The organism is Stenotrophomonas maltophilia (genome assembly GCF_006970445.1).
In the GTDB taxonomy this organism is placed as follows: Bacteria; Pseudomonadota; Gammaproteobacteria; order Xanthomonadales; family Xanthomonadaceae; genus Stenotrophomonas; species Stenotrophomonas maltophilia_AU.
On record NZ_CP033877.1, the window covers coordinates 1,490,262 to 1,514,348 of the forward strand.

General features: G+C 66.9%; 23 protein-coding genes and 1 pseudogene. 6 read left to right on the top strand and 18 right to left on the bottom strand.

What is annotated here, in order from left to right; all coding sequences use genetic code 11:
- Window positions 1-106 precede the first annotated feature (106 nt).
- From EGM71_RS06755 to pstS (EGM71_RS06800), 10 genes and pseudogenes are all read right to left on the bottom strand, one after another.
- The gene (locus EGM71_RS06755; RefSeq protein WP_188488651.1) at window positions 107-628 is read right to left on the bottom strand and encodes an HvfX family Cu-binding RiPP maturation protein; all 522 of its coding nucleotides are present in this window, start codon (window positions 626-628) and stop codon (window positions 107-109) included.
- Between the two features lie 25 nt (window positions 629-653).
- On the bottom strand, window positions 654-1,409 hold the full coding sequence (locus EGM71_RS06760; RefSeq protein WP_188488653.1) for an HvfC family RiPP maturation protein: 756 nt from the start codon (window positions 1,407-1,409) through the stop codon (window positions 654-656).
- A complete protein-coding gene (locus EGM71_RS06765; RefSeq protein ID WP_188488655.1) occupies window positions 1,402-2,277 on the bottom strand; it encodes an HvfB family MNIO-type RiPP peptide maturase in 876 nt (291 codons plus the stop codon). The genes EGM71_RS06760 and EGM71_RS06765 overlap by 8 nt, the downstream gene beginning before the upstream one ends.
- Window positions 2,264-2,617, bottom strand: coding sequence for a hypothetical protein (locus tag EGM71_RS06770; RefSeq protein WP_188488657.1), 354 nt, complete (start codon window positions 2,615-2,617; stop codon window positions 2,264-2,266). The genes EGM71_RS06765 and EGM71_RS06770 overlap by 14 nt, the downstream gene beginning before the upstream one ends.
- 237 nt (window positions 2,618-2,854) lie before the next feature.
- Window positions 2,855-3,562 (bottom strand): phosphate signaling complex protein PhoU, encoded by a 708-nt coding sequence (phoU, locus tag EGM71_RS06775; RefSeq protein ID WP_014036547.1) that lies wholly within the window; start codon window positions 3,560-3,562, stop codon window positions 2,855-2,857.
- Between the two features lie 65 nt (window positions 3,563-3,627).
- Window positions 3,628-4,458, bottom strand: a complete 831-nt coding sequence (gene pstB / locus EGM71_RS06780; protein ID WP_005408788.1) for a phosphate ABC transporter ATP-binding protein PstB — start codon at window positions 4,456-4,458, stop codon at window positions 3,628-3,630.
- 19 nt (window positions 4,459-4,477) lie between these two features.
- Window positions 4,478-5,341 carry a phosphate ABC transporter permease PstA gene (gene pstA, locus EGM71_RS06785; RefSeq protein WP_188488659.1) on the bottom strand — a complete coding sequence of 288 codons (864 nt, stop codon included), beginning with the start codon at window positions 5,339-5,341 and terminating at the stop codon, window positions 4,478-4,480.
- A pseudogene (gene pstC, locus EGM71_RS06790) lies at window positions 5,341-6,319 on the bottom strand (phosphate ABC transporter permease subunit PstC). Before pstC ends, pstA begins: the two are co-directional and overlap by 1 nt.
- A gap of 82 nt (window positions 6,320-6,401) precedes the next feature.
- Window positions 6,402-7,496: a phosphate ABC transporter substrate-binding protein PstS gene (gene pstS / locus EGM71_RS06795; RefSeq protein WP_188488661.1), complete on the bottom strand. Its 1,095-nt coding sequence runs from the start codon at window positions 7,494-7,496 to the stop codon at window positions 6,402-6,404.
- Between the two features lie 591 nt (window positions 7,497-8,087).
- Entirely contained in the window at window positions 8,088-9,104 is a 1,017-nt protein-coding gene (gene pstS / locus EGM71_RS06800; protein WP_057504342.1) for a phosphate ABC transporter substrate-binding protein PstS, read from the bottom strand.
- A 554-nt stretch (window positions 9,105-9,658) separates the two neighbouring features.
- On the opposite strand from pstS (EGM71_RS06800), the gene EGM71_RS06805 reads away from it, so the two are divergent.
- Window positions 9,659-10,891, top strand: coding sequence for a porin (locus EGM71_RS06805; protein WP_014036551.1), 1,233 nt, complete (start codon window positions 9,659-9,661; stop codon window positions 10,889-10,891).
- A 79-nt stretch (window positions 10,892-10,970) separates the two neighbouring features.
- Here EGM71_RS06805 and nth read toward each other — a convergent pair whose 3' ends face one another.
- Genes nth through EGM71_RS06820 form a run of 3 tightly spaced genes read right to left on the bottom strand, consistent with a single transcriptional unit; the run spans window position 10,971 to window position 12,803 of the window.
- The gene (gene nth / locus EGM71_RS06810) at window positions 10,971-11,663 is read right to left on the bottom strand and encodes an endonuclease III (protein WP_188488663.1); all 693 of its coding nucleotides are present in this window, start codon (window positions 11,661-11,663) and stop codon (window positions 10,971-10,973) included.
- Window positions 11,663-12,016, bottom strand: a complete 354-nt coding sequence (locus EGM71_RS06815; protein WP_188488665.1) for a hypothetical protein — start codon at window positions 12,014-12,016, stop codon at window positions 11,663-11,665. Before EGM71_RS06815 ends, nth begins: the two co-directional genes overlap by 1 nt.
- Before the next feature lie 4 nt (window positions 12,017-12,020).
- Window positions 12,021-12,803: an enoyl-CoA hydratase/isomerase family protein gene (locus EGM71_RS06820; RefSeq protein ID WP_188488667.1), complete on the bottom strand. Its 783-nt coding sequence runs from the start codon at window positions 12,801-12,803 to the stop codon at window positions 12,021-12,023.
- A 167-nt stretch (window positions 12,804-12,970) separates the two neighbouring features.
- Between EGM71_RS06820 and EGM71_RS06825 the strand changes: the two genes are divergently transcribed.
- From EGM71_RS06825 to EGM71_RS06835, 3 genes are all read left to right on the top strand, one after another.
- Window positions 12,971-13,672 (top strand): FKBP-type peptidyl-prolyl cis-trans isomerase N-terminal domain-containing protein, encoded by a 702-nt coding sequence (locus tag EGM71_RS06825; RefSeq protein WP_188488668.1) that lies wholly within the window; start codon window positions 12,971-12,973, stop codon window positions 13,670-13,672.
- Between the two features lie 143 nt (window positions 13,673-13,815).
- Window positions 13,816-14,619: a CoA pyrophosphatase gene (locus EGM71_RS06830; RefSeq protein ID WP_188488670.1), complete on the top strand. Its 804-nt coding sequence runs from the start codon at window positions 13,816-13,818 to the stop codon at window positions 14,617-14,619.
- A complete protein-coding gene (locus tag EGM71_RS06835; RefSeq protein WP_188488672.1) occupies window positions 14,616-15,518 on the top strand; it encodes a sulfurtransferase in 903 nt (300 codons plus the stop codon). Before EGM71_RS06830 ends, EGM71_RS06835 begins: the two co-directional genes overlap by 4 nt.
- A 322-nt stretch (window positions 15,519-15,840) precedes the next feature.
- Here the strand turns inward: EGM71_RS06835 and EGM71_RS06840 are convergent, their stop codons facing one another.
- Window positions 15,841-16,407 carry an N-acetylmuramoyl-L-alanine amidase gene (locus tag EGM71_RS06840; protein WP_188488674.1) on the bottom strand — a complete coding sequence of 189 codons (567 nt, stop codon included), beginning with the start codon at window positions 16,405-16,407 and terminating at the stop codon, window positions 15,841-15,843.
- Between the two features lie 72 nt (window positions 16,408-16,479).
- Between EGM71_RS06840 and EGM71_RS06845 the strand changes: the two genes are divergently transcribed.
- On the top strand, window positions 16,480-17,007 hold the full coding sequence (locus EGM71_RS06845; protein ID WP_014036558.1) for an alpha/beta hydrolase: 528 nt from the start codon (window positions 16,480-16,482) through the stop codon (window positions 17,005-17,007).
- Window positions 17,008-17,152: 145 nt separating this feature from the next.
- Window positions 17,153-19,291, top strand: coding sequence for a bifunctional 23S rRNA (guanine(2069)-N(7))-methyltransferase RlmK/23S rRNA (guanine(2445)-N(2))-methyltransferase RlmL (gene rlmKL / locus EGM71_RS06850; RefSeq protein WP_188488676.1), 2,139 nt, complete (start codon window positions 17,153-17,155; stop codon window positions 19,289-19,291).
- Window positions 19,292-19,446: 155 nt separating this feature from the next.
- Here rlmKL and EGM71_RS06855 read toward each other — a convergent pair whose 3' ends face one another.
- From EGM71_RS06855 to EGM71_RS06870, 4 genes are all read right to left on the bottom strand, one after another.
- The gene (locus tag EGM71_RS06855; protein WP_188488678.1) at window positions 19,447-19,776 is read right to left on the bottom strand and encodes a DUF3325 domain-containing protein; all 330 of its coding nucleotides are present in this window, start codon (window positions 19,774-19,776) and stop codon (window positions 19,447-19,449) included.
- Window positions 19,773-21,410, bottom strand: a complete 1,638-nt coding sequence (locus EGM71_RS06860; protein ID WP_188488680.1) for a PepSY-associated TM helix domain-containing protein — start codon at window positions 21,408-21,410, stop codon at window positions 19,773-19,775. Before EGM71_RS06860 ends, EGM71_RS06855 begins: the two co-directional genes overlap by 4 nt.
- Window positions 21,407-21,721 (bottom strand): DUF3649 domain-containing protein, encoded by a 315-nt coding sequence (locus EGM71_RS06865; RefSeq protein ID WP_188488682.1) that lies wholly within the window; start codon window positions 21,719-21,721, stop codon window positions 21,407-21,409. The genes EGM71_RS06860 and EGM71_RS06865 overlap by 4 nt, the downstream gene beginning before the upstream one ends.
- Window positions 21,722-21,828: 107 nt before the next feature.
- Window positions 21,829-24,051: a TonB-dependent siderophore receptor gene (locus EGM71_RS06870; RefSeq protein WP_188488684.1), complete on the bottom strand. Its 2,223-nt coding sequence runs from the start codon at window positions 24,049-24,051 to the stop codon at window positions 21,829-21,831.
- Window positions 24,052-24,087 lie beyond the last annotated feature (36 nt).

The following is a 24,087-nucleotide window of genomic DNA, read 5'->3' on the forward strand; positions in this document are numbered from 1 at the left end:
TCGCCAGCCCTCGGTGCACGGGTGGAGCGTGTCGACCCAGGTGCCCAGGATCCCGGTAGGTGCCAACCTTGGTTGGCACACGGTGCACGGCGACCAGCGGCGGCGTCTACCGAACCGAAGGCTGCGCCACCATGCCCGACGCGGACCACCGCGCCAGCCACGCATCCACGCTCAGCCTGCCGGCACCGGTGAACAGCAGCGGCAGCAGCATCGCCATGAACAGCACCGGCAGCTTGAAGTTGCCAAAGCCCTGGTCACTGATGGCATACCCCATGGCGAGGTCGCCCAGCGAATGCCATTCCATCGGCCAATGCACTGCATAGGTGGCCACCACGGTCAGCACCAGCAGGCTGGCGGCGGCAAAACGGGTGCCGAAGCCGACCAGCAGACAGGCCGCACCGACCAGTTCGAACCAGGTCGCGAGCTGCCAGTTCAGGTCGACCGGCAGCTGGTCGAACGGAAACGGGAAGGCGTCCTGCAGGTCGGCAAACCAGTTCTGGCCGCGCAGCTTTTCGCGGCCGGATTCGAAGAATTCCCAGGCCAGCAGCAGGCGCAGGCCGAGCGGGGCCAACCAGGGGGCGAGACGGTCCAGCTGGCCGCGCGCGGCGGCCAGGAGCGGAAGGTTCATCGGTGGATCTCCGGAGGAAGGGGCGTCAGGGCGGGGATGCGAGCGGGCCGATCACGCCGGCCTGCAGGAACTGCTGCAGCAGCGCGGCACCGGGTTCGGCCAGTGCATCCTCGGCCAGCCCATGTGCAGTAGCCAGCTGCTGCAGGTAGAGATGCCCTTGCTGGCCAGGCTGTTCACCGATGCTGGCCAGCAGGTACACCGCCAGTGGGCTGAGCGCGGCGAATCGCACTTCACCGTCGGCTTCGCGGCGAACCAGCAGGCCGGTGGGTTCGGGCGGTGGCTGGGTCGGTGCATCCTCTGCACCGAGACGGTGCACCGGCCATTGGTACAGCAGCGGCCACGCCAGCGGCGAGCGCTGCAGCGGCACCCGCAGCGGATCGATATCGCCAGGGGCAGGAAGTGGCTCGGCCTGCAGCTGGTACAGCGCGGTTTCCACCCACTCGTAGTGGGCCAGTTCGGCCAGCGCCGGATGCGGCAGCTGCGGCTGCCCTTGCAGCCACTGCACGAACTCGGCGGCCAGTTCGGTGAACAGCGGTGTCTGGCAGCGATGGGTGGCGAAGTAGTGGCGTACCAGCATGCTCCAGGCCGGTTCGCCAAGCAGGCGCACGCAGACCGGGAAGCCATTGCTCAACAGGCCGAGGAGGTTGTTGAACAGCAGGTGCTGGTACACCGCCACCCGGCGTGGATCCAGGCCGGCCGGCGCAGGTACCGCCTGCGGGTCGCGCAGGTGCGCGGTGAACGCGTGTTGCTGCGCGCGCAGGGTGTCGGCGCAATCAGCCATGTGCAGCCCCGGCGTGCGCGGCCTGCAGGCGGCGGATGGTCTGCAGTTCGCCCTGCAATTCCGCATAGGGCGGGAAATTGAAATCGCGTTCGAGCAGGGTGGGGCGCGGGCCGATGCGTGCGTAGGTGCGTGCCAGCAGTTCCCAGACCGGATCGATCACCGCGCTGCCATGGGTATCGATCTTCAGGTCGGGTGCCTCGTCCAGGTGCCCGGCCACGTGCAGGCAGACGATGCGCTGTGCAGGCAGGCCGGCGATGAATGCATCGGCATCGTAGCCGTGGTTGCAGGCGTTGACGTAGACGTTGTTGACGTCCAGCAGCAGGTCGCAGTCGGCTTCGGCGAGCACTGCATTGGTGAACGCCAGTTCGTCCATCGCCGGTTCCGGCGCCAGGTAGTAGGACACGTTTTCCACCGCGATACGGCGGCCGAGCAGGTCCTGCACGCGGCTGATGCGCTCCGCGGTATGGCGCACTGCTTCTTCGGTGAAGGGAATCGGCAGCAGGTCGTACAGGTGGCCGTCGTCGCTGCAGTAGCTCAGGTGCTCGCTGTACAGCGGCACGCGGTGCTTCTCGAGGAACCGGCCGACCTGCTCCAGCAGCTGGGTATCCAGCGGCGCACTGCCGCCCAGCGACAGCGACAGGCCGTGGCAGCTCAGTGGATGGCGATGCGCGAGTTCGGCCAGCGCATCACCGGCAGGCCCGCCGACATGGATCCAGTTCTCCGGCGCGCATTCGAGGAAGTCGAAGTCGCCTGCCGGGGCGTCACGCAGGTCCTGCAGCAGCGCCCGGCGCAGGCCCAACCCGGCGGCCGCCGCACGAAGCGGCGACCGCGGGTGGACGAGGCTGGCGCGGACGTCAGTGCTTGCCACCGCACTTGCCTTCGCCGCACTTGCCTTCCGCCGACTTCTTGTCGCCGGTCTTGGCCTTGGCACCCGCTGCGCCGGCAGCCTTGCCCTTGTCGGCACCGCACTTGCCTTCGCCGCTCTTGCCGTCGGCACCACACTTGCCTTCGGCGTGCTTGGTTGCGTCAGCGGCCATCTTGGTATCGGCAGCCTTGGCATCGGTGCTGGCCTTGGCCGCCTGGCCGGCGACCAGGTAGCCCTGGGCGAGGTCGCTCATGCTCAGGGCCGAGGCACTGGCGGTCATGCCCAGGCCGGCGGCCAGGGCGGTAGCGGTCAGCAGGGACAGGGTCTTGTTGGAACTGCTCATCGGTCTTACTCCTGGGTGGTGGGCAGGTGCCCGGGGTGAATCGATGGTGCAGCGATCCTACTCAACGAATCCTCGCCAAGAACTCAAATTTTCGTGAGGTTTGTTACAGAAGCATCCGGAAGGTCTGCACCGGGCAAGCCCGGCGCCCACAATGCGGGTGGAAGACGCCAAAAAAGAAGGCCGCTGTCACCAGGACAGCGGCCACCTTGGAGTCGACTCCGGTGTTGCAGTGCAGCGTCAGGGCTGCCCGGTGCTGGAGGTCTCGTCGCGCTTTTCACGCGGCGGCAGCGGCTGCTCGCCGTGCACCAGGAACCACACGTTCTCGGCGATGTTGGTGGCGTGGTCGCCCACGCGCTCCAGGTTCTTGGCCATGAACAGCAGGTGCGTGCACGGGGTGATGTTGCGCGGGTCTTCCATCATGTAGGTCAGCAGCTCGCGGAACAGCGCGGTGTACTGCGCGTCCAGGCGGGCGTCGTCCTCGCGCAGTTCCAGCGCGGCATCGGCATCGTTGTCGCGGTAGGCGGCGATGGCGCGACGCACCTGCTGCGCGGCCAGGCGACCCAGCGCACGCAGGCCCTGGATCTGCGGCAGCGGCGGCACCTTGCCCAGTGCGATCGAACGCTTGGCGACGTTGGCCGCATAGTCGCCGATGCGTTCGATGTCGGCCGGGATGCGCAGGCCCGCCAGGATCTCGCGCAGGTCGCGCGCCATCGGGCCACGCAGCGCCAGGCGCATCACGTCGTGGCTGATCTGCTGCTCAAGCGCATCGATCGCTTCGTCGTTGGCGATGATGCGATGGGCGGCGTTCTCGTCGCGCTTCTCGATCACGTCCATCGCGGCTTCGAGCTGGGCGACGGCCATCTCGCCCATGCGCACGATTTCGGCCACCAGGCGCTGCTGCTCTTCGTCGTAGCTCTTGACGATGTGGTCGTTGGGAAGATTCATGGTCTGCAATCCGGGTAGAGCCAGGCCATGCCTGGCTGGAACATGTGGCGAAGGAACAGCGTCGATCAGCCGAAGCGACCGGTGATGTAGTCCTCGGTCTGCCGCTGCGACGGCTGCGAGAAGATCACTTCGGTGCGGTCGTGCTCGATCAGGTCGCCCAGGTACATGAAGGCGGTGTAGTCGGACACGCGCGCAGCCTGCTGCATGTTGTGGGTGACGATCACGATCGTGTACTCGTGCTTGAGCTCTTCCACCAGCTGCTCGATGCGGCTGGTCGAGATCGGGTCCAGCGCCGAGGTCGGCTCGTCCAGCAGCAGCACCGACGGGCGCAGGGCCACGGCACGGGCGATGCACAGGCGCTGCTGCTGGCCACCGGACAGGCCCAGTGCGCTCTGCCCCAGCTTGTCCTTCACTTCATCCCACAGCGCGCCCTGACGCAGCGCCTGCTCGACGCGGTCGGCCATGTCGGCCTTGCTCAGCTTCTCGTGGTGGCGGATGCCGTAGGCCACGTTCTCGAAGATGGTCATCGGGAACGGCACCGGCTTCTGGAACACCATGCCGACCTTGCTGCGCAGGCGGTTCATCGGGTACTTCGGCGACAGGATGTTCTCGCCGTCCAGCAGCACTTCACCGCGCGCTTCCAGCTTCGGGTACAGCGCGTAGATGCGGTTGAAGATGCGCAGCAGGGTCGACTTGCCGCAACCGGAGGGACCGATCAGCGCGGTCACGCGCTTTTCCGGGATCTCCAGGTTGATGCCCTTCAGGGCGTGGAACTTGTCGTAGTAGAAGTCCAGTCCACGCGCAGCCAGCTTCACCGGCGACGGCGTGTGCAGGCTCTCGTGCGAGGACGGCACGGCGATGCGCTGCATCGGCACGGCGTTGGAAAGGTCGTTCATGGCGTTATCCACGGAAAGGTCAGTCATGGGAGATACGGTTGCGCAGCAGGATGCCGCGGGCGGCAAGGCTGACCAGCAACACGAAGACAGTCAGCACCAGGGCGCCGGCCCAGGCCAGCGTCTGCCAGGATTCATACGGGCTGCCGGCGAACTGGTTCATCACCACCGGCACCGAGGCCATCGGCTGGAAGATGTTGTTGTTCCAGTACTGGTTGCCGAAGGCGGTGAACAGCAGCGGTGCGGTCTCGCCGGAGATGCGGGCCAGCGCCAGCAGGATGCCGGTGATGATGCCGGCCGAGGCACTGCGGTACAGCACCTGCACGATCACCTTCCACTGCGGGATACCCAGCGACAGGGCCGCTTCGCGCATCTGCGAGGGCACCAGGCGCAGCATCTCGTCGGTGGTGCGCACCACCACCGGCAGCACGATGAAGGCCAGCGAGAGGGCACCGGCGAACGCCGAGAAGTTGCCGCCGGTCTGCATCACGTACAGGGTGTAGACGAACAGGCCAAGCACGATGGACGGGGCCGACAGCAGGATGTCGTTGACGAAGCGGACCACGGTGCCGGCCTTGCGGGCGTTGCCGTACTCAGCCAGCCAGGTGCCGGCCAGCACGCCCAGCGGGGTGCCGATGCCGATCGCCAGCGCACACATCACGGCGCTGCCGAAGAAGGCGTTGGCGAGGCCGCCTTCCTGCATCGGCGGCGGCGTCATCTTGGTGAACAGATCCAGGTTGATGCCGGCCAGGCCCTTGGAGGCCAGGGTGAACAGGATCCAGCCCAGGAAGAACAGGCCGAACAGCGCGGTGGCACAGGACAGCGCGATGGCGATGACGTTGCCGATGCGGCGGCGCAGGTACAGGGAGTCAGCGGTGCTGGACATCAGTTGCCCTCCTTGCGGGACAGGCGCATCAGCATCAGGCGGGCGATGGCGAGCACCACGAAGGTGACGATGAAGAGGACGAAGCCGAGCAGCAGCAGGGCCGAACGGTAGGTTTCAGTGGCTTCGCCGAAATCGTTGGCAATCAACGCGGCGATGGTGGTGCCCGGTTCCAGCAGCGACGGCGACAGGCGCACGCTGTTGCCGATCACGAAGGCCACCGCCATCGTCTCGCCCAGGGCGCGGCCGAGGCCGAGGAAGACGCCGCCGATCACTGCCGAGCGGGTGTAGGGCAGGACGATGTCCCAGCTCACTTCCCACTTGGTGGAGCCCAGCGCGTAGGCCGATTCCTTCAAGCGGGTCGGCACGGTCAGGAATACTTCGCGCATCACCGAGGAGATGAACGGAATGACCATGATGGCCAGTACGAAACCGGCGGTGAGCATGCCGATGCCCAGCGGCGGGGCCCTGGAACATCGGGCCGATGATCGGCCATTCGCCCAGGGGTTCGTTGAGGAACGGGGGGACGTACTCGGTCATCACCGGCACCAGCACGAACAGGCCCCACATGCCGTAGATGATCGAGGGAATGCCGGCCAGCAGTTCGATGGCGGTACCGACCGGGCCACGCAGCCAGCGCGGTGCGACTTCGGTGAGGAAGAAGGCGATGCCGAAGCTGACCGGCACGGCGATGACCATCGCGATGGCGGCGGTGACCAGCGTGCCGTAGATCGGGGCGAGGGCACCAAACTTGTTCTCGACCGGATTCCAGTCGGCGGAGAAGAAGAAGCTCAGGCCCTGCATCTGCAGGGCATGGCGGCCGCCCCACAGCATCGACAGCGCGGCACAGGCCAGGGCGATCAGGACGAAGATGACGGTGCCGACCAGCACCCATCGGAACAGTTTGTCGTTGCGGGCATCACGCGCATCACGCGCATCACGCGTGGACGGGGCGGCTACAGGCTGGGCGATGGCATTCATGGGGACGGCAGGGCCAGGAAGGGGCGGGGCGGCACGGCGTGGAAGAGACGGTGCCCGCGCGGGGCGGGCACCGTCATGTCCGTCACTTCAGGTCGGTCGCCCAGTAGGCTTCGATCTGCTTGACCAGTTCGGCCGGCAGCGGCACGTAGTGCAGCTCGTTGGCCTGGGCCTGGCCGTTCTCGAAGGCCCACTTGAAGAAGGCCAGGGTGTCCTGGTTGCGCTTGGCGTCCTTCGGCTTCTTCTGCATCAGCATGAAGTTGGTGGCGGTGATCGGCCACGCCTGCTCGCCCGGTGCGTTGGTGATGACCAGGTTGAAGTCCTTGGCGCTGGCCCAGTCGGCGCTGGCGGCCGCGGCGGCGAAGGTTTCCGCGCTCGGCTCGACCCAGTTGCCGGCCGCGTTCTGCATGGCGGTGTACGGCATGCCGTTCTGCAGCGCGTAGGCCAGTTCGACGTAGCCGATCGAGCCCTTGATCTGCTTCACGTACGAAGCAACGCCTTCATTACCCTTGCCACCGACGCCGTCCGGCCACTGCACCGAGGTGCCTTCGCCGACCTTGGTCTTCCACTCCGGGCTGACCTTGGACAGGTAGTTGGAGAAGTTGAAGGTGGTGCCCGAACCGTCCGAACGGTGGACCAGGGTGATCTTGCCGTCCGGCAGCTTCACGCCCGGGTTGGCGGCGACGATGGCCGGGTCGTTCCAGGTCTTGACCTTGCCCAGGAAGATGTCGGCCAGCAGGGCGCCGCTCAGGCGCAGCTTGCCGCCTTCCAGGCCTTCGATGTTGACCACCGGCACCACGCCGCCGATCGCGGACGGGAACTGCGCCAGGCCGGCCTGGGCCAGCTCTTCGCTGCTCAGCGGCTTGTCGGAGGAACCGAAGTCGACGGTGCCGGCCTTGATCTGGGCAATGCCGCCACCAGAGCCGATCGACTGGTAGTTGATCTTGGCGCCGGTGCTGGCGTTGTAGTCAGCCGACCACTTGGAGACCAGCGGGAAGATGAAGGACGCGCCCGCGCCGGACACTTCGGCGGTCACCTTGGCACCGGCACCGGCGGCGGCCGGGGCAGCGGCACCGTCGGCAGCCGGCTGCTGTGCGGCCTGCTTGTCGCCACCGCAGGCCGACAGGCCCAGGGCGATGGCCAGGGAAAGGGCGGCAAGGCCGGCCGAGTGCAGTTTCATGGTCACTCCATAGCGGGGAAGAGCCGACGTTGTCGGCGGATGCGGCTATGAAATGATGTTTTTGTTACAGCCGTATTACGACCATGACAGAGGTGTCCTGGATCACGTTCTGACAAGGGTTTCACGGGGTTGGCCTCCATCCCGCCGAGCCCGGGATGCCCCGGATCTGCGCACCGATATGACGGCCGGGGCTCTACAAACGCTCTTGCCTTTGCTTCTGCCTTCCATGACCCCACCGCGCCCCCGATGAACTGTCCAGAGTCGGCGCAGGGCCCAGCCCGGGACCGTTCGCGCCATGGATGGCGCGATCGAGCCCCCATGGGTGAGGGCGCTTTGCCTGCGAGGCACTGCCTCGCAAGCGCCCGAACGCACAGCCGCCAGCGGCTGGGCCGGACCGCGGAGCGGGGTTTACGGCGTGTCCCGGGCTGGGCCCTGCGCCGACTCCGGGCAGTAGATTGGATGCGCAGCGCTCTTCACGACCAATCCCGAAAAAACAAGAAGAGCGCGAGATCTCGAGGATCTCGCGCCCGGGTGGGATCGGCGGGGGAGAGAGGACCCGCCGATCCCGTTCCTGCGGGGGAACGCGCTTGCTTACTTCAGGTTCTGCGACCAGTAGGTCTCGATCTGGCGGACCAGGCTGTCCGGCAGCGGCACGTAGTCCAGCTGGCGGGCCTGGGCGTCGCCGCTCTTGTAGACCCAGCGGAAGAACTCCTGGGTGGCCTTGCCGTTGGCAGCATTCTTCGGCTTCTTGTGCACCAGGATGAAGTTGGTGGCGGTGATCGGCCAGGACTCGGCGCCCGGGGCGTTGGTCATCACCAGGTAGAAGTCCTTGGCGCTGGCCCAGTCGGCGCTGGCGGCAGCAGCGGCGAACGAGGCGTCGCTCGGCTGCACGAACTTGCCGGCGGCGTTCTTCATCGCGGTGTACGACAGCTTGTTCTGCAGTGCGTAGGACAGTTCGACGTAGCCGATGCCGCCCTTGATCTGCTTCACGTAGGCAGCAACGCCTTCGTTGCCCTTGCCGCCGATGCCGGCCGGCCACTGGACCGAGGTGCCTTCACCGACCGAGGTCTTCCATTCCGGGCTGACCTTGGACAGGTAGTTGACGAAGTTGAAGGTGGTGCCCGAACCATCCGAGCGGTGCACGACGGTGATCTTGGCGCTCGGCAGGGTCACGCCCGGGTTCAGCGCGGCGATGGCCGGGTCGTTCCAGGTCTTGATCTTGCCCAGGAAGATGTTGGCCAGCACGGTGCCGTCCAGCTTCAGTGCGCCCGGGGCGATACCGGCCACGTTGACCACCGGCACCACGCCGCCGATCACCGACGGGAACTGCGCCAGGCCCGAAGCCGCCAGTTCTTCCGGCTTCAGCGGGGCGTCGGAGGAGCCGAAATCAACGGTCTTGGCCTTGATCTGCGCAATGCCGCCGCCGGAACCGATCGACTGGTAGTTGACCTTGTTGCTGGTGGCAGCGTTGTAGTCGGCCGACCACTTCGACATCACCGGGTAGATGAACGAGGCGCCCGCGCCGGTGATTTCAGCGGCGTTGGCGGCGAACACGGACGACGCTGCGAAGACGGCAACGGCAACGCGCGACTTGAAGGCGTGGATCACGGGGTGGCTCCTGGGTTGATTGGGATGCGGGGTTACCCGCCCGGCGCACATTCCATAACGGTTCGATGACAGCGCAGGGACCGTTGTATGACGCAACCGTTACAGCGCCGCCCGGCGCCCGCGCAGCGCGGGCTGTGAAGGTTTCGCGCAGCGGCTGGGGCGGTCATGCGGGCACAAGGGAGCTGCGCCGGCATCGGTTGCGGTCACCTTCTATAGATGGCCGACGAGGTGACCGCTGCCTTCCTTCGCGCGGTCTGCGCCTGGCATCGCGCAGGGATGCCGCGTCATCCGTGCGAAACCAAAGGGCGCGGACGAGGACGGTGTGGTGGCCTGCCGGGGTGTCGGCGCCGATACGCCGCGCCATATGCCGCAAGGGATCGACAAGCATGTGGCTGCAAATGAGTCGTACGCATGACCGCACGAAGAAATCTGTGGTTGGTGCTCAATCTGTCATTCGGCTGTCATGGTTTTAACGGAACGTTCGCAAAACGCTTGACCGGCCTGCCGGCGTGGCGTTCTGCCCAAGCCATTCCAACCCTCTGGAGAAATCCAAAATGCGTTCCCATTTGCTCGCCGCCGCGGTCGTTGCAAGCCTCGGTCTGGTTTCCGCCGACGCCTTCGCAGCCCCCGCCAGCTCGGGCGTGTCCCAGGCACAGTTGCAGCAGCTGCAGGCACAGATCGCTGCGCTGCAGGCCCAGGTCCAGCAGTTGCAGAACGATTCGCAGGCGCTGCAGGCGCAGTCCGACGCGCAGTCCGAAGTGAACATCACCCAGGCCCAGGCCCTGGAAGGTGCGCAGAAGACCCAGACCAGCGTCGACAAGCTGGCCAAGCTGGTCAATGACAACAAGATTGGCGGTCGCATGTTCTTCGACCTGACCAACATCGACAAGACCAGCAACGGCAAGGACACCGCCGCCAGCGGCACCGGTCTGGACGTCAAGCGCTTCTACCTGACCGTCGACCACAAGTTCAACGACATCTGGTCGGCGAACCTGACCACCGACTTCCAGTACAGCTCGGCCATCGGCAACACCGAACTGTTCGTCAAGAAGGCCTACGTGCAGGGCAGCTTCGACCCGGCCTTCAACCTGCGCGTCGGTGCCGCCGACATGCCGTGGATCCCGTACGTCGAGAAGTTCTACGGCATGCGTTATGTCGAGAACACCCTGACCGACCGCCTGAAGTACGGCAACTCGTCCGACTGGGGCCTGCATGGCTTCGGCAACCTGGGCAACAACTTCAACTACGCCGTGTCGGTCGTGTCCGGCGCCGGCTACAAGAACCCGACCCGCAGCAAGGGCATGGACGTGGAAGGCCGCGTGGCCTACACCCCGAACGAAAACTTCGTGGTGGCCGTCGGCGGCTACAGCGGCAAGCTGGGCAAGGAAACCGACATCCAGAGCGCCGAGAACACCTACACCCGCGCCAACGCGATGGTCGCCTACGCCGACAGCAACTTCCGCGTCGGTGGCGAGTACTTCCAGGCCAAGAACCTCAACAACGTGCTGACTGTTGCCACCGACAAGACCAGCGGCTGGTCGGTGTGGGGCAGCGTGCGCGTCACCGACGGCGGCATCAATGTGTTCGGTCGTTACGATGACACCGACGTCAGCAAGACCCTGGACCCGACCCTGAGCGACAAGTACTGGAACGTCGGCGTCGAGTTCCCGGTCATGAAGAACCTCAAGCTGTCGACCGTGTACAAGTACACGCACCTGGCCAACGCCGGCGACAAGAAGAACGACAAGACCAAGGAATTCGGCGTCTGGGGCGATCTGTCGTTCTGATCACCTGAAGCACAGTGTCTTAAAGGGAGACGGCGGGCCTTGTGCCCGCCGTCTTCGTTTCGTCACAACACGTTCCGCGTCACGCCTCGGCCGTGGTCTTTTCCTTGAACCGGCACAGGTCGGCGATCACGCAGCCCGGGCAATCCGGCTTGCGCGCCTTGCACACGTAGCGGCCATGCAGGATCAGCCAATGGTGCGCGTCGAGCAGGAACTCGGCCGGAATCACCTTCACCAGCGTATCTTCCACCTCGCGCACGTTCTTGCCCGGGGCCAGGCCGGTACGGTTGGAGACGCGGAAGATGTGCGTGTCCACCGCCATCACCGGCTCGCCGAACGCGGTGTTGAGCACCACGTTGGCGGTCTTGCGGCCGACACCGGGCAGCGCTTCCAGCGCTTCGCGGTCGCGCGGCACTTCGCCGCCGTACTTCTGCAGCAGGATCGCGCAGGTGGCGATCACGTTCTTTGCCTTGGCGTTGAACAGCCCGATGGTGGCGATGTACTGCTTCAGGCCATCCTCGCCGAGCGCAAGGATCTTCGCCGGGGTGTTGGCGACCGGGAACAGGCGACGCGTGGCCTTGTTGACGCCGACGTCGGTGGCCTGCGCGGACAGCGCCACGGCCACCAGCAGCTCGAACGGCGAGCTGTACTCCAGTTCGGTCTTCGGATGCGGATTGAGTTCGCGCAGGCGGGTGAACATCTCCACCACGTCGGCGCGCGGCATGCGGCCGCCGCGTCGCGCCGGTGCGCGGGTGGTCTTCCTTGCGGTGGCCATTACTGTTCCTTGCCGGTGGCGCGGGCCTTGGCCCGGGCGAGAATCGCGGCCGCCGCAGCGGGCAGGGCGGGCTTCACGTCCGGCGCCGGGGCCGGGGTGCGACGTGCATCGCGCTCGGCCTCGCGGCGGGCCAGGCGCACCGCGCGGGCGCGATAGCGTTCGCGTGCGGCCCAGGCCGCCTGCAGCTGCTGCTGGGCCTGGCACAGGCGTTGCGGAAGGTCCGGGTGGTCGGGCAGCAACCGGTCATCGCCGGCATGGACGACGTAGTCCATCAGGCCGGCCTGCAGTGCGCCATCGAGATCGTCTGCCTGGACCCGGGCGAACAGCTGCGCGGGGTTGGGTCGGGATGCCATGGCGTCAGCGGTTCTGGAACGCCGGCGGGCGGCGCTGCAGGAACGCGCTGGTGCCTTCGCGCATGTCTTCGGTGGCGAACAGCAGGCCGAACTGCGCGCTTTCATACTCCAACCCGGCTTCCAGGCTGCATTCGCCGCCCACGTGCACCGCATCGAGCAGCCCACGCAGGGCCAGCGGAGCCGAGCGCGCCAGCTGGCGGGCGATGTCCTGCACGCGGTTGTCCAGCGCGTCGGCGGGCACGACTTCGTTGACGATGCCCAGTTCCAGCGCACGCGCGGCATTGATCGGGGCGCCCAGCAGGCACAGCTCCAGGGTAGCGGCACGGCCGCACAGGCGCAGCAGGCGCTGGCTGCCGCCGAAGCCGGGAATCAGGCCGAGGTTGATTTCCGGCTGGCCAACCTTGGCGGTATCCGCGGCGATGCGCAGGTGGCACGCCATCGCCAGTTCCAGGCCGCCGCCCAGCGCAAATCCGTTCACACGCGCGATGACCGGCTTGGGCATGCGTTCGATCTGGCGCATCAGGGCCTGGCCCAGCAGCGAGAAATCACGTCCCTGAACGGCGCTGAGTGTGTTCATCTCGGCGATGTCTGCACCGGCCACGAAGGCCTTCGGGCCCGCCCCGGTCAGCACCACCACGCGCACCTCCGGATCGGCAGCGGCGTCCTTGAAGGCATCGGCCAGGGCCTGCAGGGTCGCGGCGTTGAGGGCGTTGAGCTTGTCCGGGCGCTGGACGGTCACGGTGCGGATGGCGCCGTCGTCGGCGACAGCGATCAGGGCATCGGCCACGGGAAAACTCCTGGAACGTTAAAAAAAAGTGATATTGAACTCTGCAAACGCAGACGGGTCATAGCCTGCATCGTGAGTAGCGGTTACACGTTGCGCCCGTTATCCTAACCCGTCGCCTCAGGGCGGCGCAGAACGTCCCTGAGTTACCACCCCTGGAGAACTGTTTGATGAAGTTGCGTTCTATCGCGGTCGCCGTCGCGGCCCTGGCCCTGACGGGCAATGCCTTCGCCCAGGACATCGCGTCCGAGAAGGGCAAGCTGAGTTATTACTTCGGTTACGACTACGGCAACAACCTGGCGGAGCTGACCGGTCGCGGTGAGCAGCTGGACATCAACTCGGTGGTGAAGGGCCTGCAGGATGCCTACGCCAAGAAGCAGCCGGCGATCACCGCCGAGCAGCTGAAGCCGGCCGTTGAAGCGTTCCAGAAGCGCGAGCAGGGCCGTGCCCAGGCTGCCAAGGCCGAGTACGAAAAGGCTGCTGCCGAAAACAAGACCAAGAGCGATCAGTTCATCGCGGCGAACAAGGCCAAGGCCGGCGTGCAGTCCCTGCCGAGCGGCGTCCAGTACCGCGTGATCGAAGCCGGCAAGGGTGCCAAGCCGACCCAGGCCAGCACCGTGGCGCTGGAAGTGGCCGGTCCGTTCCCGTACGGCCAGCGCCCGACCGAAGCCCGCCCGGCCCAGCAGATCCCGTCGATCAAGGTCAGCGAAGTCGAAATGAAGGCCATGCGCGAGACCCTGCTGCAGATGCCGGCAGGCTCGAAGTGGGAAGTCACCCTGCCGCCGGACCAGGCCTACGGTGCCGACCCGCGCACCCCGTTCCCGCCGAACGTGGCTGTGCAGTTCGAGATCAAGCTGGTCAGCGTCAAGTAAATCAAAGCAGCAAACGAAACGCGCCGGTGATCCCACCGGCGCGTTTTTGTTTGCGCAGCTGCGACCCCAGGCGCCACGCCATGCGCACCGCATCATCCCGCGCAAATTCAGCCCGATCGCGCTACTGTTGCCGGGTGCAAACAATGGAAGAATCGGCGCGTGTTGTCGCAAGTCCCTGCATCGGAGTGTGCACGCTGGATCCGGACCGGCAATGCACCGGCTGCGGGCGGCATATCGATGAGATCGCGCGGTGGTCGTCGATGAGCAACGAGGAACGCAGCCGCATCCTGCATCGCGTGCAGCCACTGCGGCAACAACTGCAGCACTCCCTGCGCGGCTCGCTGGCCGACCACGAACGACTGATGCGCGCGCTGCACCCCTTGGCCGAACCGCCGGCCGGCGATGGCTGGAACCGCAGCGAGCTGATCGACCTGCTGCCGCCCGGGCCTCCGGTGGAAGCGGCGGTGCTGGCGGGCATCGTGCCGCGCGCCAACGGTGCACAGGTGATCCTCACCCGTCGCACCGAAACCCTGCGCACCCATGGTGGCCAGGTCGGATTCCCCGGCGGCCGCACCGAACCCGACGACCGCGATGCGCTGGCGGCCGCACTGCGCGAGAGCCAGGAAGAAATCGCATTGGCGCCCGGCCAGGTGCAGGCGCTGGGGTATCTCGATCCCTTTGTCACCATTACCGGCTACCGGGTCACGCCGGTGGTGGCCGTGGTCGATCCGGATTTCGTGCCGGTGCCGCAGCCCAGTGAAGTGGCCGAGGTTTTCGAGGTGCCGCTGGAGTATCTGATGGCGCCCGACAGCCTGCGCCAGGTCGAAATCAATCATCGCGGCCGGGTCCGCCACGTCCTTGAGTATGGCTGGCCGGGCCAGCGCATCTGGGGCGCGACCGCCGCCATTCTCTACAACCTGCGTCGCCGCCTGGAGCAAGTGCAATGAAGCCGATTGATCCGCCGTGGACCACCCTGGTCGATGTCGCCACGCTTGCTGCTTCGCTGGGCGAAAGCGTGCGCGTCGTTGATGCGCGTGCTACCGCCAGCACCGCCGTGCGCGTGGTCGATGCGCGTGCATCACTGGCCGACCCGCAGGCTGCGGACGGCCAGTACCTGGCAGGGCATATCCCGACTGCGGTGCACGCCGATCTCAACCGTGATCTGTCCGACCTGGGCCGTGCCGGCCATGGTCGTCATCCACTGCCGGACAGCGATGCCTTTGCCGGGAAACTGGGCCAATGGGGCATCGGTCCCGACACCCAGGTGGTGGTCTACGACGGCAGCGACGGCAGCATGGCCGCCTCGCGACTGTGGTGGCTGCTGCGCCTGATCGGGCACACCCGGGTGGCCGTGCTCGACGGCGGCATCGCAGCCTGGCAGGCCGCCGGTCATCCCTTGGCGGCCGGGCAGGGCATGGTCGCGTCGCTGCCGGCCTACCCGGGCCGTTTCGATACCACCCAGATCGCCAATGCCGAAGAGATCAGCGCGCGGCTGAAGCATGCGCCGGGTTGGCTGGTCGACGCGCGCGCGGGTGAACGCTTCCGCGGTGAGGTCGAACCGCTGGACCCGGTCGCCGGCCACGTGCCGGGCGCGGTCAACCGCCCGTTCGCATTGAATGTACTCGACGGCCGCCTGCGCGACGCCCAGGCGCTGCGCGCCGAACTGCAGGGCGTGATCGGCAATCGCGATCCGCAGCAGGTGGTGCTGATGTGCGGCTCCGGCGTCACCGCCTGCCACCTGTTGCTGGCGATGGAAGCGGCCGGTCTGTCCGGCGCACGCATCTACGCCGATTCCTGGAGCGGCTGGGTGAGCGACAACAGTCGTCCGGTCGCCACCGGCGCCTGAGCAACGCGGGGTCGGATCCGTTTTCCAACGGAAAACGGCTCTGACCCCATCAACCGAAAATCGGGGTCAGAGCCCGTTGCGTAGCAACGGGATCCGACCCCGTGTCGACCAAGGTCGACACCCACCAACAGCAGCGGGAAACTGTCGAAGGCGGGGTGGGGCCGGTTGCGGGGGTGTCCGCGGCATGGATGCCGCGGCCAAGCCCCCATGGACGGGTTTACGGCGTCCCCCGCAACCGGACCCACCCCGCCATCCCACGCAATGCTGCTGTTGTTCTTGCTTCGGCTGTTGCCTCTGCGGGTACAGGGCGCAGCCCTGTCGATCAATCCAGCCCCTGCAACGGCACCTTCGCCAGGATCCGTGCCCACGGGAACAGCGGCCCCGGATCGCGCTTGCGCGCCACCGTCAGCGTCGCATCGTCGCTGGCCGGGACCTGCTCCAGGTCCAGCTGGTCATGCCCGGCAATCCGCCGCAGCGACGGATAGTGCGCCACCAGCGCCAGCAGCAGCCGTTCCAGCGCCTGCAGCTGTGCTTCGGTGTACGCCTCGTCCATCGCCTGCTGGCGGCTGTCGAACCAGTGCGGGTAGCGCCCGGTGTTGACCAGTTCGATGCCCAGCGTATGCGCGTTCATGCCGCGCACGTGGTGGGCCACGCGTTCCGGTGCCACGTACTGCACCACGCTGCCATCGCGGTCGATGTAGAAGTGGCCGCTGTTGCCGGCACCGCTGTCGTACAGCACGCGCTCACCGTACTCGCGGGCCATCGCCAGGTCGGGCAGCTCGGTGCAGTGGATCACCACCATCTCCAGCGTGGCCGGGTCGCGCAGTGGCAGACGGTCTTCGTAGGGCAGGGGCTGCAGTTGCAGGCCGGGCAGGAGCGGGTTGGGCATCCGGCGATGCTAGCATTGCGGCATGAACCTGCCTTCCCTTTCCTCGTTGGCCCGCGCCCACGGAGCACGCGCATGAGCCGCGGCCACTGCATCCTGTCCCATGGCTTCGAGAGCGGCCCGGAGGCGACCAAGGTCACCGCGCTGGCCGACGTGGCGCAGCGCCTGGGCTGGACCCATGAGCGCCCGGACTATACAGACCTGGACGCGATGAGCGAGGTCAGCCGCGTAGGTGACGTGCCGACCCGGCTGCGCCGCCTGGTCGAGCGCACCGCCATCGCCGCCCGGCAGGGCCCGGTGGTGCTGGCCGGTTCCAGCCTGGGCGCCTACATCTCCGCCATCGCCTCGCTGCAGGTGCCGGTCGCCGGCCTGTTCCTGATGGTGCCGCCGACCACCATGGGCCCGATGCCGGCGCTGGACGCCGCCGCCGTGCCAACCACCGTGGTCCAGGCCTGGCATGACGACGTGGTTCCGGCCGCCGGGGTGATTGCCTGGGCGCAGGCGCGTTCGGCGCAGCTGCTGCTGGTCGACGACGGCCACCGCCTGGAGCACCACGTGGAGGCCTCCGCGCAGGCCTTCGAACGCCTGCTGCGGCAACTGTGAAGCCCGGGCGCACGGCGCGCCCACCCGCTTTGACTACAATGGCAGCCCCGCCGCCCCCGGCGCGGGCCTGCCGGCCGTGCCTACGGCCCTCCTTTCCGACCGGCCCGGCCCCTGTGCCGCGCCCGACCACCTGCGAACCGATCCCGTGAAATTCTTCGTCTCCTGTGCCAAGGGCCTGGAATACCTGCTTGCCGATGAACTGTCGGCCCTGGGCCTTGGCAAGGCCACTGCCACCATTGCCGGCGTCAACGCCGAGGGCGAACTGGAGCAGGCGCTGCGGATCGTGATGTGGTCGCGCCTGGCCAGCCGCGTGCTGTGGCCGATCGACGAGTTCGAGTGCCCGGACGAGCAGGCCCTGTATGACGGCGTGCGTGCGCTGCCGTGGCACGAGCACATCAAGCCGGAGATGACCCTGGCGGTGGACGCACATGTGTCCGGCGACAAGATCACCCATGCCCGCTTCGCCGCGCAGCGGATCAAGGACGCCATCGTCGACCGCATGCGCGATGAAGGCCTGGAGCGTCCTTCGGTCAACACCGATCTGCCCGACGTGCGCGTCAACCTGTCGCTGCGCAAGGGCCGCGCCTCGTTGTCGATCGACCTCGGTGGTGGCCCGCTGCATCGCCGTGGCTGGCGTGGCGCCGCCCACGAGGCACCGCTGAAGGAAAACCTGGCCGCCGCGCTGCTGCTGCGCGCGCAGTGGCCGCGCCTGCATGCCGCCGGTGGCGGCCTGCTGGACCCGATGTGCGGCAGCGGCACGCTGCTGATCGAAGGCGCGCTGATGGCCGCCGACGTTGCCCCTGGCCTGATGCGCCACGGCAGCCTGCCGCCGAGCCGCTGGCTGGGCTTCGACAAGGCGGCCTGGAAGACCATCCAGAGCGAAGCACGCGATCGCGAGGCCGCTGGCCTGGCCGCGCTGAAGCCGGTCATCCACGGCAGCGACATCGACCCGACCGCGATCCAGGCGGCACGCGAGAATGCCGAGGTCGCGGGCGTCGCCCACGCGATCCGCTTCACCCGTGCCGACGTTGCCGACCTGGCCGCGCCGGAGCAGGAGATCGGTGCGGTGGTCTGCAACCCGCCCTACGACGAGCGCCTGGCCGCGGATCCGGCGCTGTACCGCGCATTGGGCAATGCCCTGCAGAAGGCCGTGCCGCAGTGGCGCGCCAGCCTGCTGTGCGGCAACGACGAACTGGCCTTCGCCACCGGCCTGCGTGCAGGCAAGAAGTACCAGATGTTCAACGGTGCGCTGGAATGCGCGCTGATCGTCTGCGACCCGATCGCCGTGCCGGGCCGCGACCCGGCGCAGCCGCGCGAACTGAGCGAAGGCGCGCAGATGGTGGCCAACCGCCTGCGCAAGAACCTGAAGAAGTTCAAGAGCTGGCGCGCCCGCGAGGACATCACCTGCTTCCGCGCCTACGACGCCGATCTGCCGGAGTACGCGGCGGCCATCGATGTCTACGAGGAAGACGGTGGCAAGCGCCGCACCTTCCTGCATGTGCAGGAATACGCTGCACCGGCGGCGATTCCGGAGAACGACGTGCGCCGCCGCCGCAACGAGCTGCTGGCGGCCGCGCGCGAAGTGTTCGGCGTGCCGCCGGAGCAGGTCTCGATGAAGTCGCGCGAGCGCGGCAAGGGCGGCAGCAAGTACGGCCGCTTCGAGCAGCGTGAAGAGTTCATCGTGGTGCGCGAGAACAACGCGCTGCTGCAGGTGAACCTGTTCGACTACCTGGACACCGGTCTGTTCCTCGACCACCGCCCGCTGCGCCGGATGATGGCCGAGCAGGCGCGTGGCAAGCGTTTCCTCAACCTGTTCTGCTACACCGGCGTGGCCAGTGTGCAGGCGGCGGTGGCCGGTGCCGCCAGCACCACCAGCGTCGATCTGTCGGCCACTTACCTGCAGTGGTGCTACGACAACCTGGCGTTGAACGGGCAGGGTGGCAACCAGCACCTGCTGGTTCAGGCCGATGCGATGGCCTGGCTGGAAGGCGACCGTGGGCAGTACGACGTGATCTTCTGTGACCCGCCGACCTTCTCCAACTCCGCACGCGCCGATGACTTCGACGTACAGCGCGAACAGCTGAAGCTGCTGCGGGCAGCGGTGGCACGGCTGGCACCGGGTGGCGTGCTGTACTTCTCCAACAACTTCCGCCGCTTCAAGCTGGAAGAGAACGCCATCGCCGAATTCGCCCAGTGCCGCGAGATCACCGCGCGCACCATCGGCCCGGATTTCGAGCGCAACGCGCGCATCCACCGCGCGTGGGAACTGAAGCGGTTGGGGTAAGTCCGGTAGTGCCGGCCGCTGGCCGGCAATGGTGTCAGATCCGCAGAGGGTTCATGGGCGGCCGGCCAGCGGCCGGCACTACCCATATCTGGCCGGCACATCCGCGCCATGCATGGATGGTTGTTCAGTAGATCCACGCCATGCGTGGATGGCGGTTACAGCACCGCCACCACCAGCCCCAACACCGGCAGCGCGATCGCCAGCGGCGCGATCCACTTCGGGCGGTACGGGTACAGCCCGAACGACAGTGCCACGCCGCCCACGGTCATTGCGCCCAGCCACAGCACCGGGCCCATCGCCCAGCCGTGGTCGGCAACGCACAGTGCGAACGCCGCGGTCAGCAGCGCCCAGCCCAGCACCCGCCACTGCGTGCGCCGTGCGGGTGCGGCAGCGGCCTTGCCGTGCAGGTCGTGTTGGTGCTTTTCCATCGCCAGCGACAGCGCGGTGAACGCGGAGAACGACAAGGTCAGTGCCAGCAGCATCATGCGCTGGCCTCCGCTTCGGCCGCTTCCGCCGCTTCGACCGGTGCCTTGGGTGCAGCCGCGGCGGCCGCGCGCTTCTTCTTCTCGGCCGCAGACAGCGGTGGGGTCCAGCGCTGCATGCGCCAGCCGCACAGCGCCAGCATTGCACCGAACGCGATCATCGAAAGATCGAAGCCGGCCAGCACCCAGTCACCATTGCGCAGGGTGATGCCCAGATGCGCGTGCGTGGTCAACGCATTGACCACCGGCACCAGTGCGAACGCGGCCGCACCCAGGTAGAGCTGCCACGCCCACATCATCCGCTTCGGCCAGATGAAGGCAGCCAGCAGCGCGCCGCCCCAGGCGTAGAAGAACACGTTGGCTTCCGCACTCGAGCGCTCGGCAATGTCCAGCGGCAGCAGGCGGTTGCCCCAGAAGTAGGCCGCGAAGGCGATCGGCAGGCCGGCCACGGTGCCGATGTTCAGCGCATCGACCAGGCGCAGGCCGAAGCCGGTGCGCCCACTCTTGGCATGCTTCGGCCGTTCCTTCACCGCCCACAGCACCACGCCGCTGGCGACCATCAGGCAGCCGACCAGGCCGGACAGGAAGAACAGTGCACGCAGGCCCCAATCGGCAAAGCGCGCCAGGTGCAGGCCATACAGCACGCCGCGGGTGGCAGTGGCGCCGCCGGACGGCGGCGTTTCCTCCAGCAACGTGCCATTGACCATGTCGTAGCGAACGGCGGGAGTGTCGGTGGACAGGCGTTTGCCGTCGCGTTGGCGTATGTCGATCACGGCATTGGCTGCGCCCGGATTGGACACGGTGAAGCCGGCCACTTCCACGCCGTGCCAATGTGCACGCGCGCTGTCCAGCAGCTGCGCGATCGGCAGCGGGGTGGCGCGGCCTTCGGCCGGCGCAGTCACCTCCGGCATGCCACCGAAGGCTTCGCTGAAGAATTTGTCCTCGTCCTGCGGGTAGGCCACCTTCACGCCCCACGGCAGGTACATGATCATCAGGGTGACGATGCCGGTGTAGGTGATCATCGCGTGGTACGGCAGCGCCATCACCGCGCTGACGTTGTGGAAATCGAGCCAGGACCGCAGGCCCTTGTCCTTGCGGAAGGTGAAGAAGTCCTTGAATATTTTCTTGTGGGTGATGACGCCGGTGATGATCGCCACCAGCATGAACATCGCGCAGAAGCCGACCAGGTAGCGCGCCCACAGCACCGGGATGTAGTGCAGGTCGAAATGCAGGCGGTAGAAGAAATCACCGCCACGCGTTTCGCGCGCTTTCAGTGCCTGGCCGGTGTTCGGGTCCAGCGTGGCGTCGCCGAAGCCACCACGACGGCCGCGGCTGGGGTCGGCCAGTTCCGGTGGCAGCCGCCAGAACATCTGCATGGCCGGGTTGCGCGGCTGCGGCAGGGTGACGAACCAGTTCTCGGCCTGCGCGGCGTTGGCCTGCAGGTAGTCCACGGCGCGCTGCGCGGCGACGTCGATGCTGACGTTGCTGGACGGCAGTTCCGGACGCATCCAGCGGCTGATTTCTTCGCGGTAGTAGCTGGCCGTGCCGGCCATGAAAATCAGCAGCAGCAACCAGCCGACCAGCAGGCCGGTCCAGGTGTGCAGCCACGCCATCGACTGGCGGAATCCATTCTTCATGCCCAGGCCCCCATCAGGCGCGAAATGGCTGCCATCAGCAGGGTGGGGGCGAGGATGCCGACCCAGGCGCGCAGCGCGCTGCGGGTGGCGAACGCCCACAACGCCGCGCAGGCGGCCACCAGAATGGCCAGCAGCATGCCGGTCAGCACGGTCTGGCCACGTGCGCCGGGCAGTGCCACCGCGCAGAACACGCTGGTCACCGAGGCCAGCGCATAGCCGCCGAAGATTGCAGCCAACGAGCGTGACAGCACGCCCCAGCGCGGGTTGGAGAAGAAGGTGCGGGGGCTGGCGGTTGCGGGCGAGCGGTCCACGGCGTTCCTGCAGGTTTCAGTGAAAAGGAACCGGTGCACCGCAGTGCACCGGGGTTGGCCATCCCTGGCCGGGCAGCGGTCGCAGAACCGGTGCCATCCATCCAGGGTCAGAGCTTCCAGCGCAGCGTCATCGTCACGTTGCGCGGTTCGCCCCAATACACGCCGTTGTAGAAACCGACGTTGTTGAAGTACTTCTTGTCGAGCAGGTTGTTGATGTTCAGCTGCGCGCTGAAGTTCTCGCTGAAGCGGTAGCCGCCGGCGAGATTCACCAGGTAGAACGCGTCCTGGGTGATCTGCGCGCGCTCGGTGCGGCCGCTGGTGAGATAGTCGGCGGCCGGCTTCGTGCTGTTGTTCCAGAGGCGGCTCTGCCAGGTCACACCACCGCCCAGCCAGAAGCGGCCATCGATGCCGCCCGGACGCCAGCTGGTGTTGAGGCGGAAGGTGTCCTGCGGGGTGGTGGTCCGCTGCAGCACGCCGGCGTTGTTGCGGATGACGGTGTGGGCGAAGCCCGCCGAGACATTCCATTGTTCGCCGATGCTGCCCTGGGTCTCGACTTCCCAGCCCTTGACCTTGTTGCCCTTGCCGGTGGACCGATAGGCCTGGCCTCCGTCGGGCAGTGAATTCAGCGGCACCGAATCGTCGATTTCGGCCACGTTGTCCTGCTTGCCTTCGAACACGGCTGCCGAAGCATTCAGCAGGCCGCCGAAGAACTCGGCCTTGACGCCGGCTTCATACATGTCACCGACCACCGGTTCCAGGTAGTTGCCGTTGTGGTCAAGGTAGTTCTGCGGCTTGAAGATATCGGTGTAGCTGACGTAGGCGCTGAAGGTCGAGTTGAAGTCATAGACCAGGCCCGCGTATGGGGTGAGCATATCGTCGGGCTTGTAGCCGGTGCGCGTGGTGCGGTTGCGGTTGCCGGCGGCGTCGTAGCCATAGGCCCAGTTACGGGTTTCCCAGCTGCCATAACGCGCGCCGACCACGGCCAGCAGCGGATCGGCCAGGCGCAGGCGCGCGGCGATGTAGGCGGCGCGCTGGCGCAGCTCGTTTTCAGAGGCCAGGCGGCCGAGGCGGGTGACCGGCAGTACCGGCACGTTGCCGGTCCAGTTCCGCCAGTCAGGCACCACGGCATAGGCCGTGCCGTAGTCGAAGTCCATGTCTTCGGACTCGCCCTTGCGCACCGACTGGCCCAGGCCGAACACGAGTTCGTGTTCGCGCCCGAACAGCTTGAACGGCCCACCCACGTTGATGTCGAACACATCCATTGTGCTGTGTTCATTGAAGTGGGAAATGTAGGCGGTCACGCCGGTGCCGTCGGTGCGCGGATAGCCGGCCGCGCCGTACCAGACGCTGCCGTCGGTATCGCGTACCGCATGGCTGACGTTGCCCTTCACCGACCAGCCGTTGCCCAGTTGCTGTTCCAGGCGCGCGAAGGTGGTCTTTTCCACGATCGGCCAGGCGCTCCAGGTGGCCGACAGGTTGGTCGAGCGCGGCAGGTTGGCCGGCGCGCCGTTGGCGCCCCAGTACGGCACCACGCCCCAGGTCACGCCGGTGGTATGCGGCGACTGGTACTCGTAGCCCACCTCGAACAGCGTGCTGTCGCTCAGGTCGGCCTGGACGATGCCGTAGAACACGTCCTTGTCCAGCGCATAGACATCACGGAACGAGTCGCTCTGCTGCTTGGCGGCGACCACGCGGGCGCGGATGCGCCCGTCCCAGGCGACGGGGCCGCCGAGGTCGGCTTCCAGGCGACGGTTGCCCCAGCGGCCGAGGGTCAGGTTGGCACCCATCTGGAAGGTATCGGTCGGGCGCTTGCGGATCATGCTGATGGTGCCGGATGGATCGCCCGCGCCGGTGGTCAGGCCGGTGGCGCCGCGGATCACCTCGATGCGCTCGTAGATCACGTTGTCGGTGTTGGTCTTGACCGAGCCACCGAAGGTGTTGAGCATGCCGTCGATCTGGAAGTTGTCGATGGTGTAGCCGCGCGAGACGTAGTTGATGCGTTCGCTGTCGGTGACCGACACGCTGACCCCGGTGACCTGGCCCATCACGTCCGACAACGAGAACAGGCCCATGTCATCCAGGCGCTGGCGGGTGATGACCGTCACCGACTGCGGCGTCTCGCGCAGCGACAGGTCGAGCTTGGTCGCACTGCGCGCGCTCTTCACCGTGTAGCTGTTGGGAATCTCGCCGTCGGCGGTCACCTTCACGGTGTCCAGCGTGCGCGCGGAGGATTCGGCAGTGCCGTCGGCATGGGCCAGCGGAGCGATCATCAGTGCGGTCACGGCCAGGGCCAGCAGAGTAGGACGAGGGGGATTGAGCGGCATTGCCATCGGTGCGATTCCATGCAGGACGAAACAGGCGATGGA

What these genes read in the sequence shown, in the direction of transcription:
- phoU (WP_014036547.1), bottom strand. Translation starts at nt 3,562, where the DNA reads ATGAATCTTCCCAACGACCACATCGTCAAGAGCTACGACGAAGAGCAG.
- EGM71_RS06805 (WP_014036551.1), top strand. Translation starts at nt 9,659, where the DNA reads ATGCGTTCCCATTTGCTCGCCGCCGCGGTCGTTGCAAGCCTCGGTCTG.
- nth (WP_188488663.1), bottom strand. Translation starts at nt 11,663, where the DNA reads ATGGCCACCGCAAGGAAGACCACCCGCGCACCGGCGCGACGCGGCGGC.
- EGM71_RS06770 (WP_188488657.1), bottom strand. Translation starts at nt 2,617, where the DNA reads ATGAGCAGTTCCAACAAGACCCTGTCCCTGCTGACCGCTACCGCCCTG.
- EGM71_RS06815 (WP_188488665.1), bottom strand. Translation starts at nt 12,016, where the DNA reads ATGGCATCCCGACCCAACCCCGCGCAGCTGTTCGCCCGGGTCCAGGCA.
- EGM71_RS06855 (WP_188488678.1), bottom strand. Translation starts at nt 19,776, where the DNA reads ATGATGCTGCTGGCACTGACCTTGTCGTTCTCCGCGTTCACCGCGCTG.
- EGM71_RS06840 (WP_188488674.1), bottom strand. Translation starts at nt 16,407, where the DNA reads ATGCCCAACCCGCTCCTGCCCGGCCTGCAACTGCAGCCCCTGCCCTAC.
- pstS (WP_188488661.1), bottom strand. Translation starts at nt 7,496, where the DNA reads ATGAAACTGCACTCGGCCGGCCTTGCCGCCCTTTCCCTGGCCATCGCC.
- EGM71_RS06825 (WP_188488668.1), top strand. Translation starts at nt 12,971, where the DNA reads ATGAAGTTGCGTTCTATCGCGGTCGCCGTCGCGGCCCTGGCCCTGACG.
- EGM71_RS06830 (WP_188488670.1), top strand. Translation starts at nt 13,816, where the DNA reads ATGGAAGAATCGGCGCGTGTTGTCGCAAGTCCCTGCATCGGAGTGTGC.
- pstA (WP_188488659.1), bottom strand. Translation starts at nt 5,341, where the DNA reads ATGTCCAGCACCGCTGACTCCCTGTACCTGCGCCGCCGCATCGGCAAC.
- EGM71_RS06870 (WP_188488684.1), bottom strand. Translation starts at nt 24,051, where the DNA reads ATGGCAATGCCGCTCAATCCCCCTCGTCCTACTCTGCTGGCCCTGGCC.
- EGM71_RS06835 (WP_188488672.1), top strand. Translation starts at nt 14,616, where the DNA reads ATGAAGCCGATTGATCCGCCGTGGACCACCCTGGTCGATGTCGCCACG.
- EGM71_RS06845 (WP_014036558.1), top strand. Translation starts at nt 16,480, where the DNA reads ATGAGCCGCGGCCACTGCATCCTGTCCCATGGCTTCGAGAGCGGCCCG.
- EGM71_RS06760 (WP_188488653.1), bottom strand. Translation starts at nt 1,409, where the DNA reads ATGGCTGATTGCGCCGACACCCTGCGCGCGCAGCAACACGCGTTCACC.
- pstB (WP_005408788.1), bottom strand. Translation starts at nt 4,458, where the DNA reads ATGAACGACCTTTCCAACGCCGTGCCGATGCAGCGCATCGCCGTGCCG.
- EGM71_RS06755 (WP_188488651.1), bottom strand. Translation starts at nt 628, where the DNA reads ATGAACCTTCCGCTCCTGGCCGCCGCGCGCGGCCAGCTGGACCGTCTC.
- EGM71_RS06860 (WP_188488680.1), bottom strand. Translation starts at nt 21,410, where the DNA reads ATGAAGAATGGATTCCGCCAGTCGATGGCGTGGCTGCACACCTGGACC.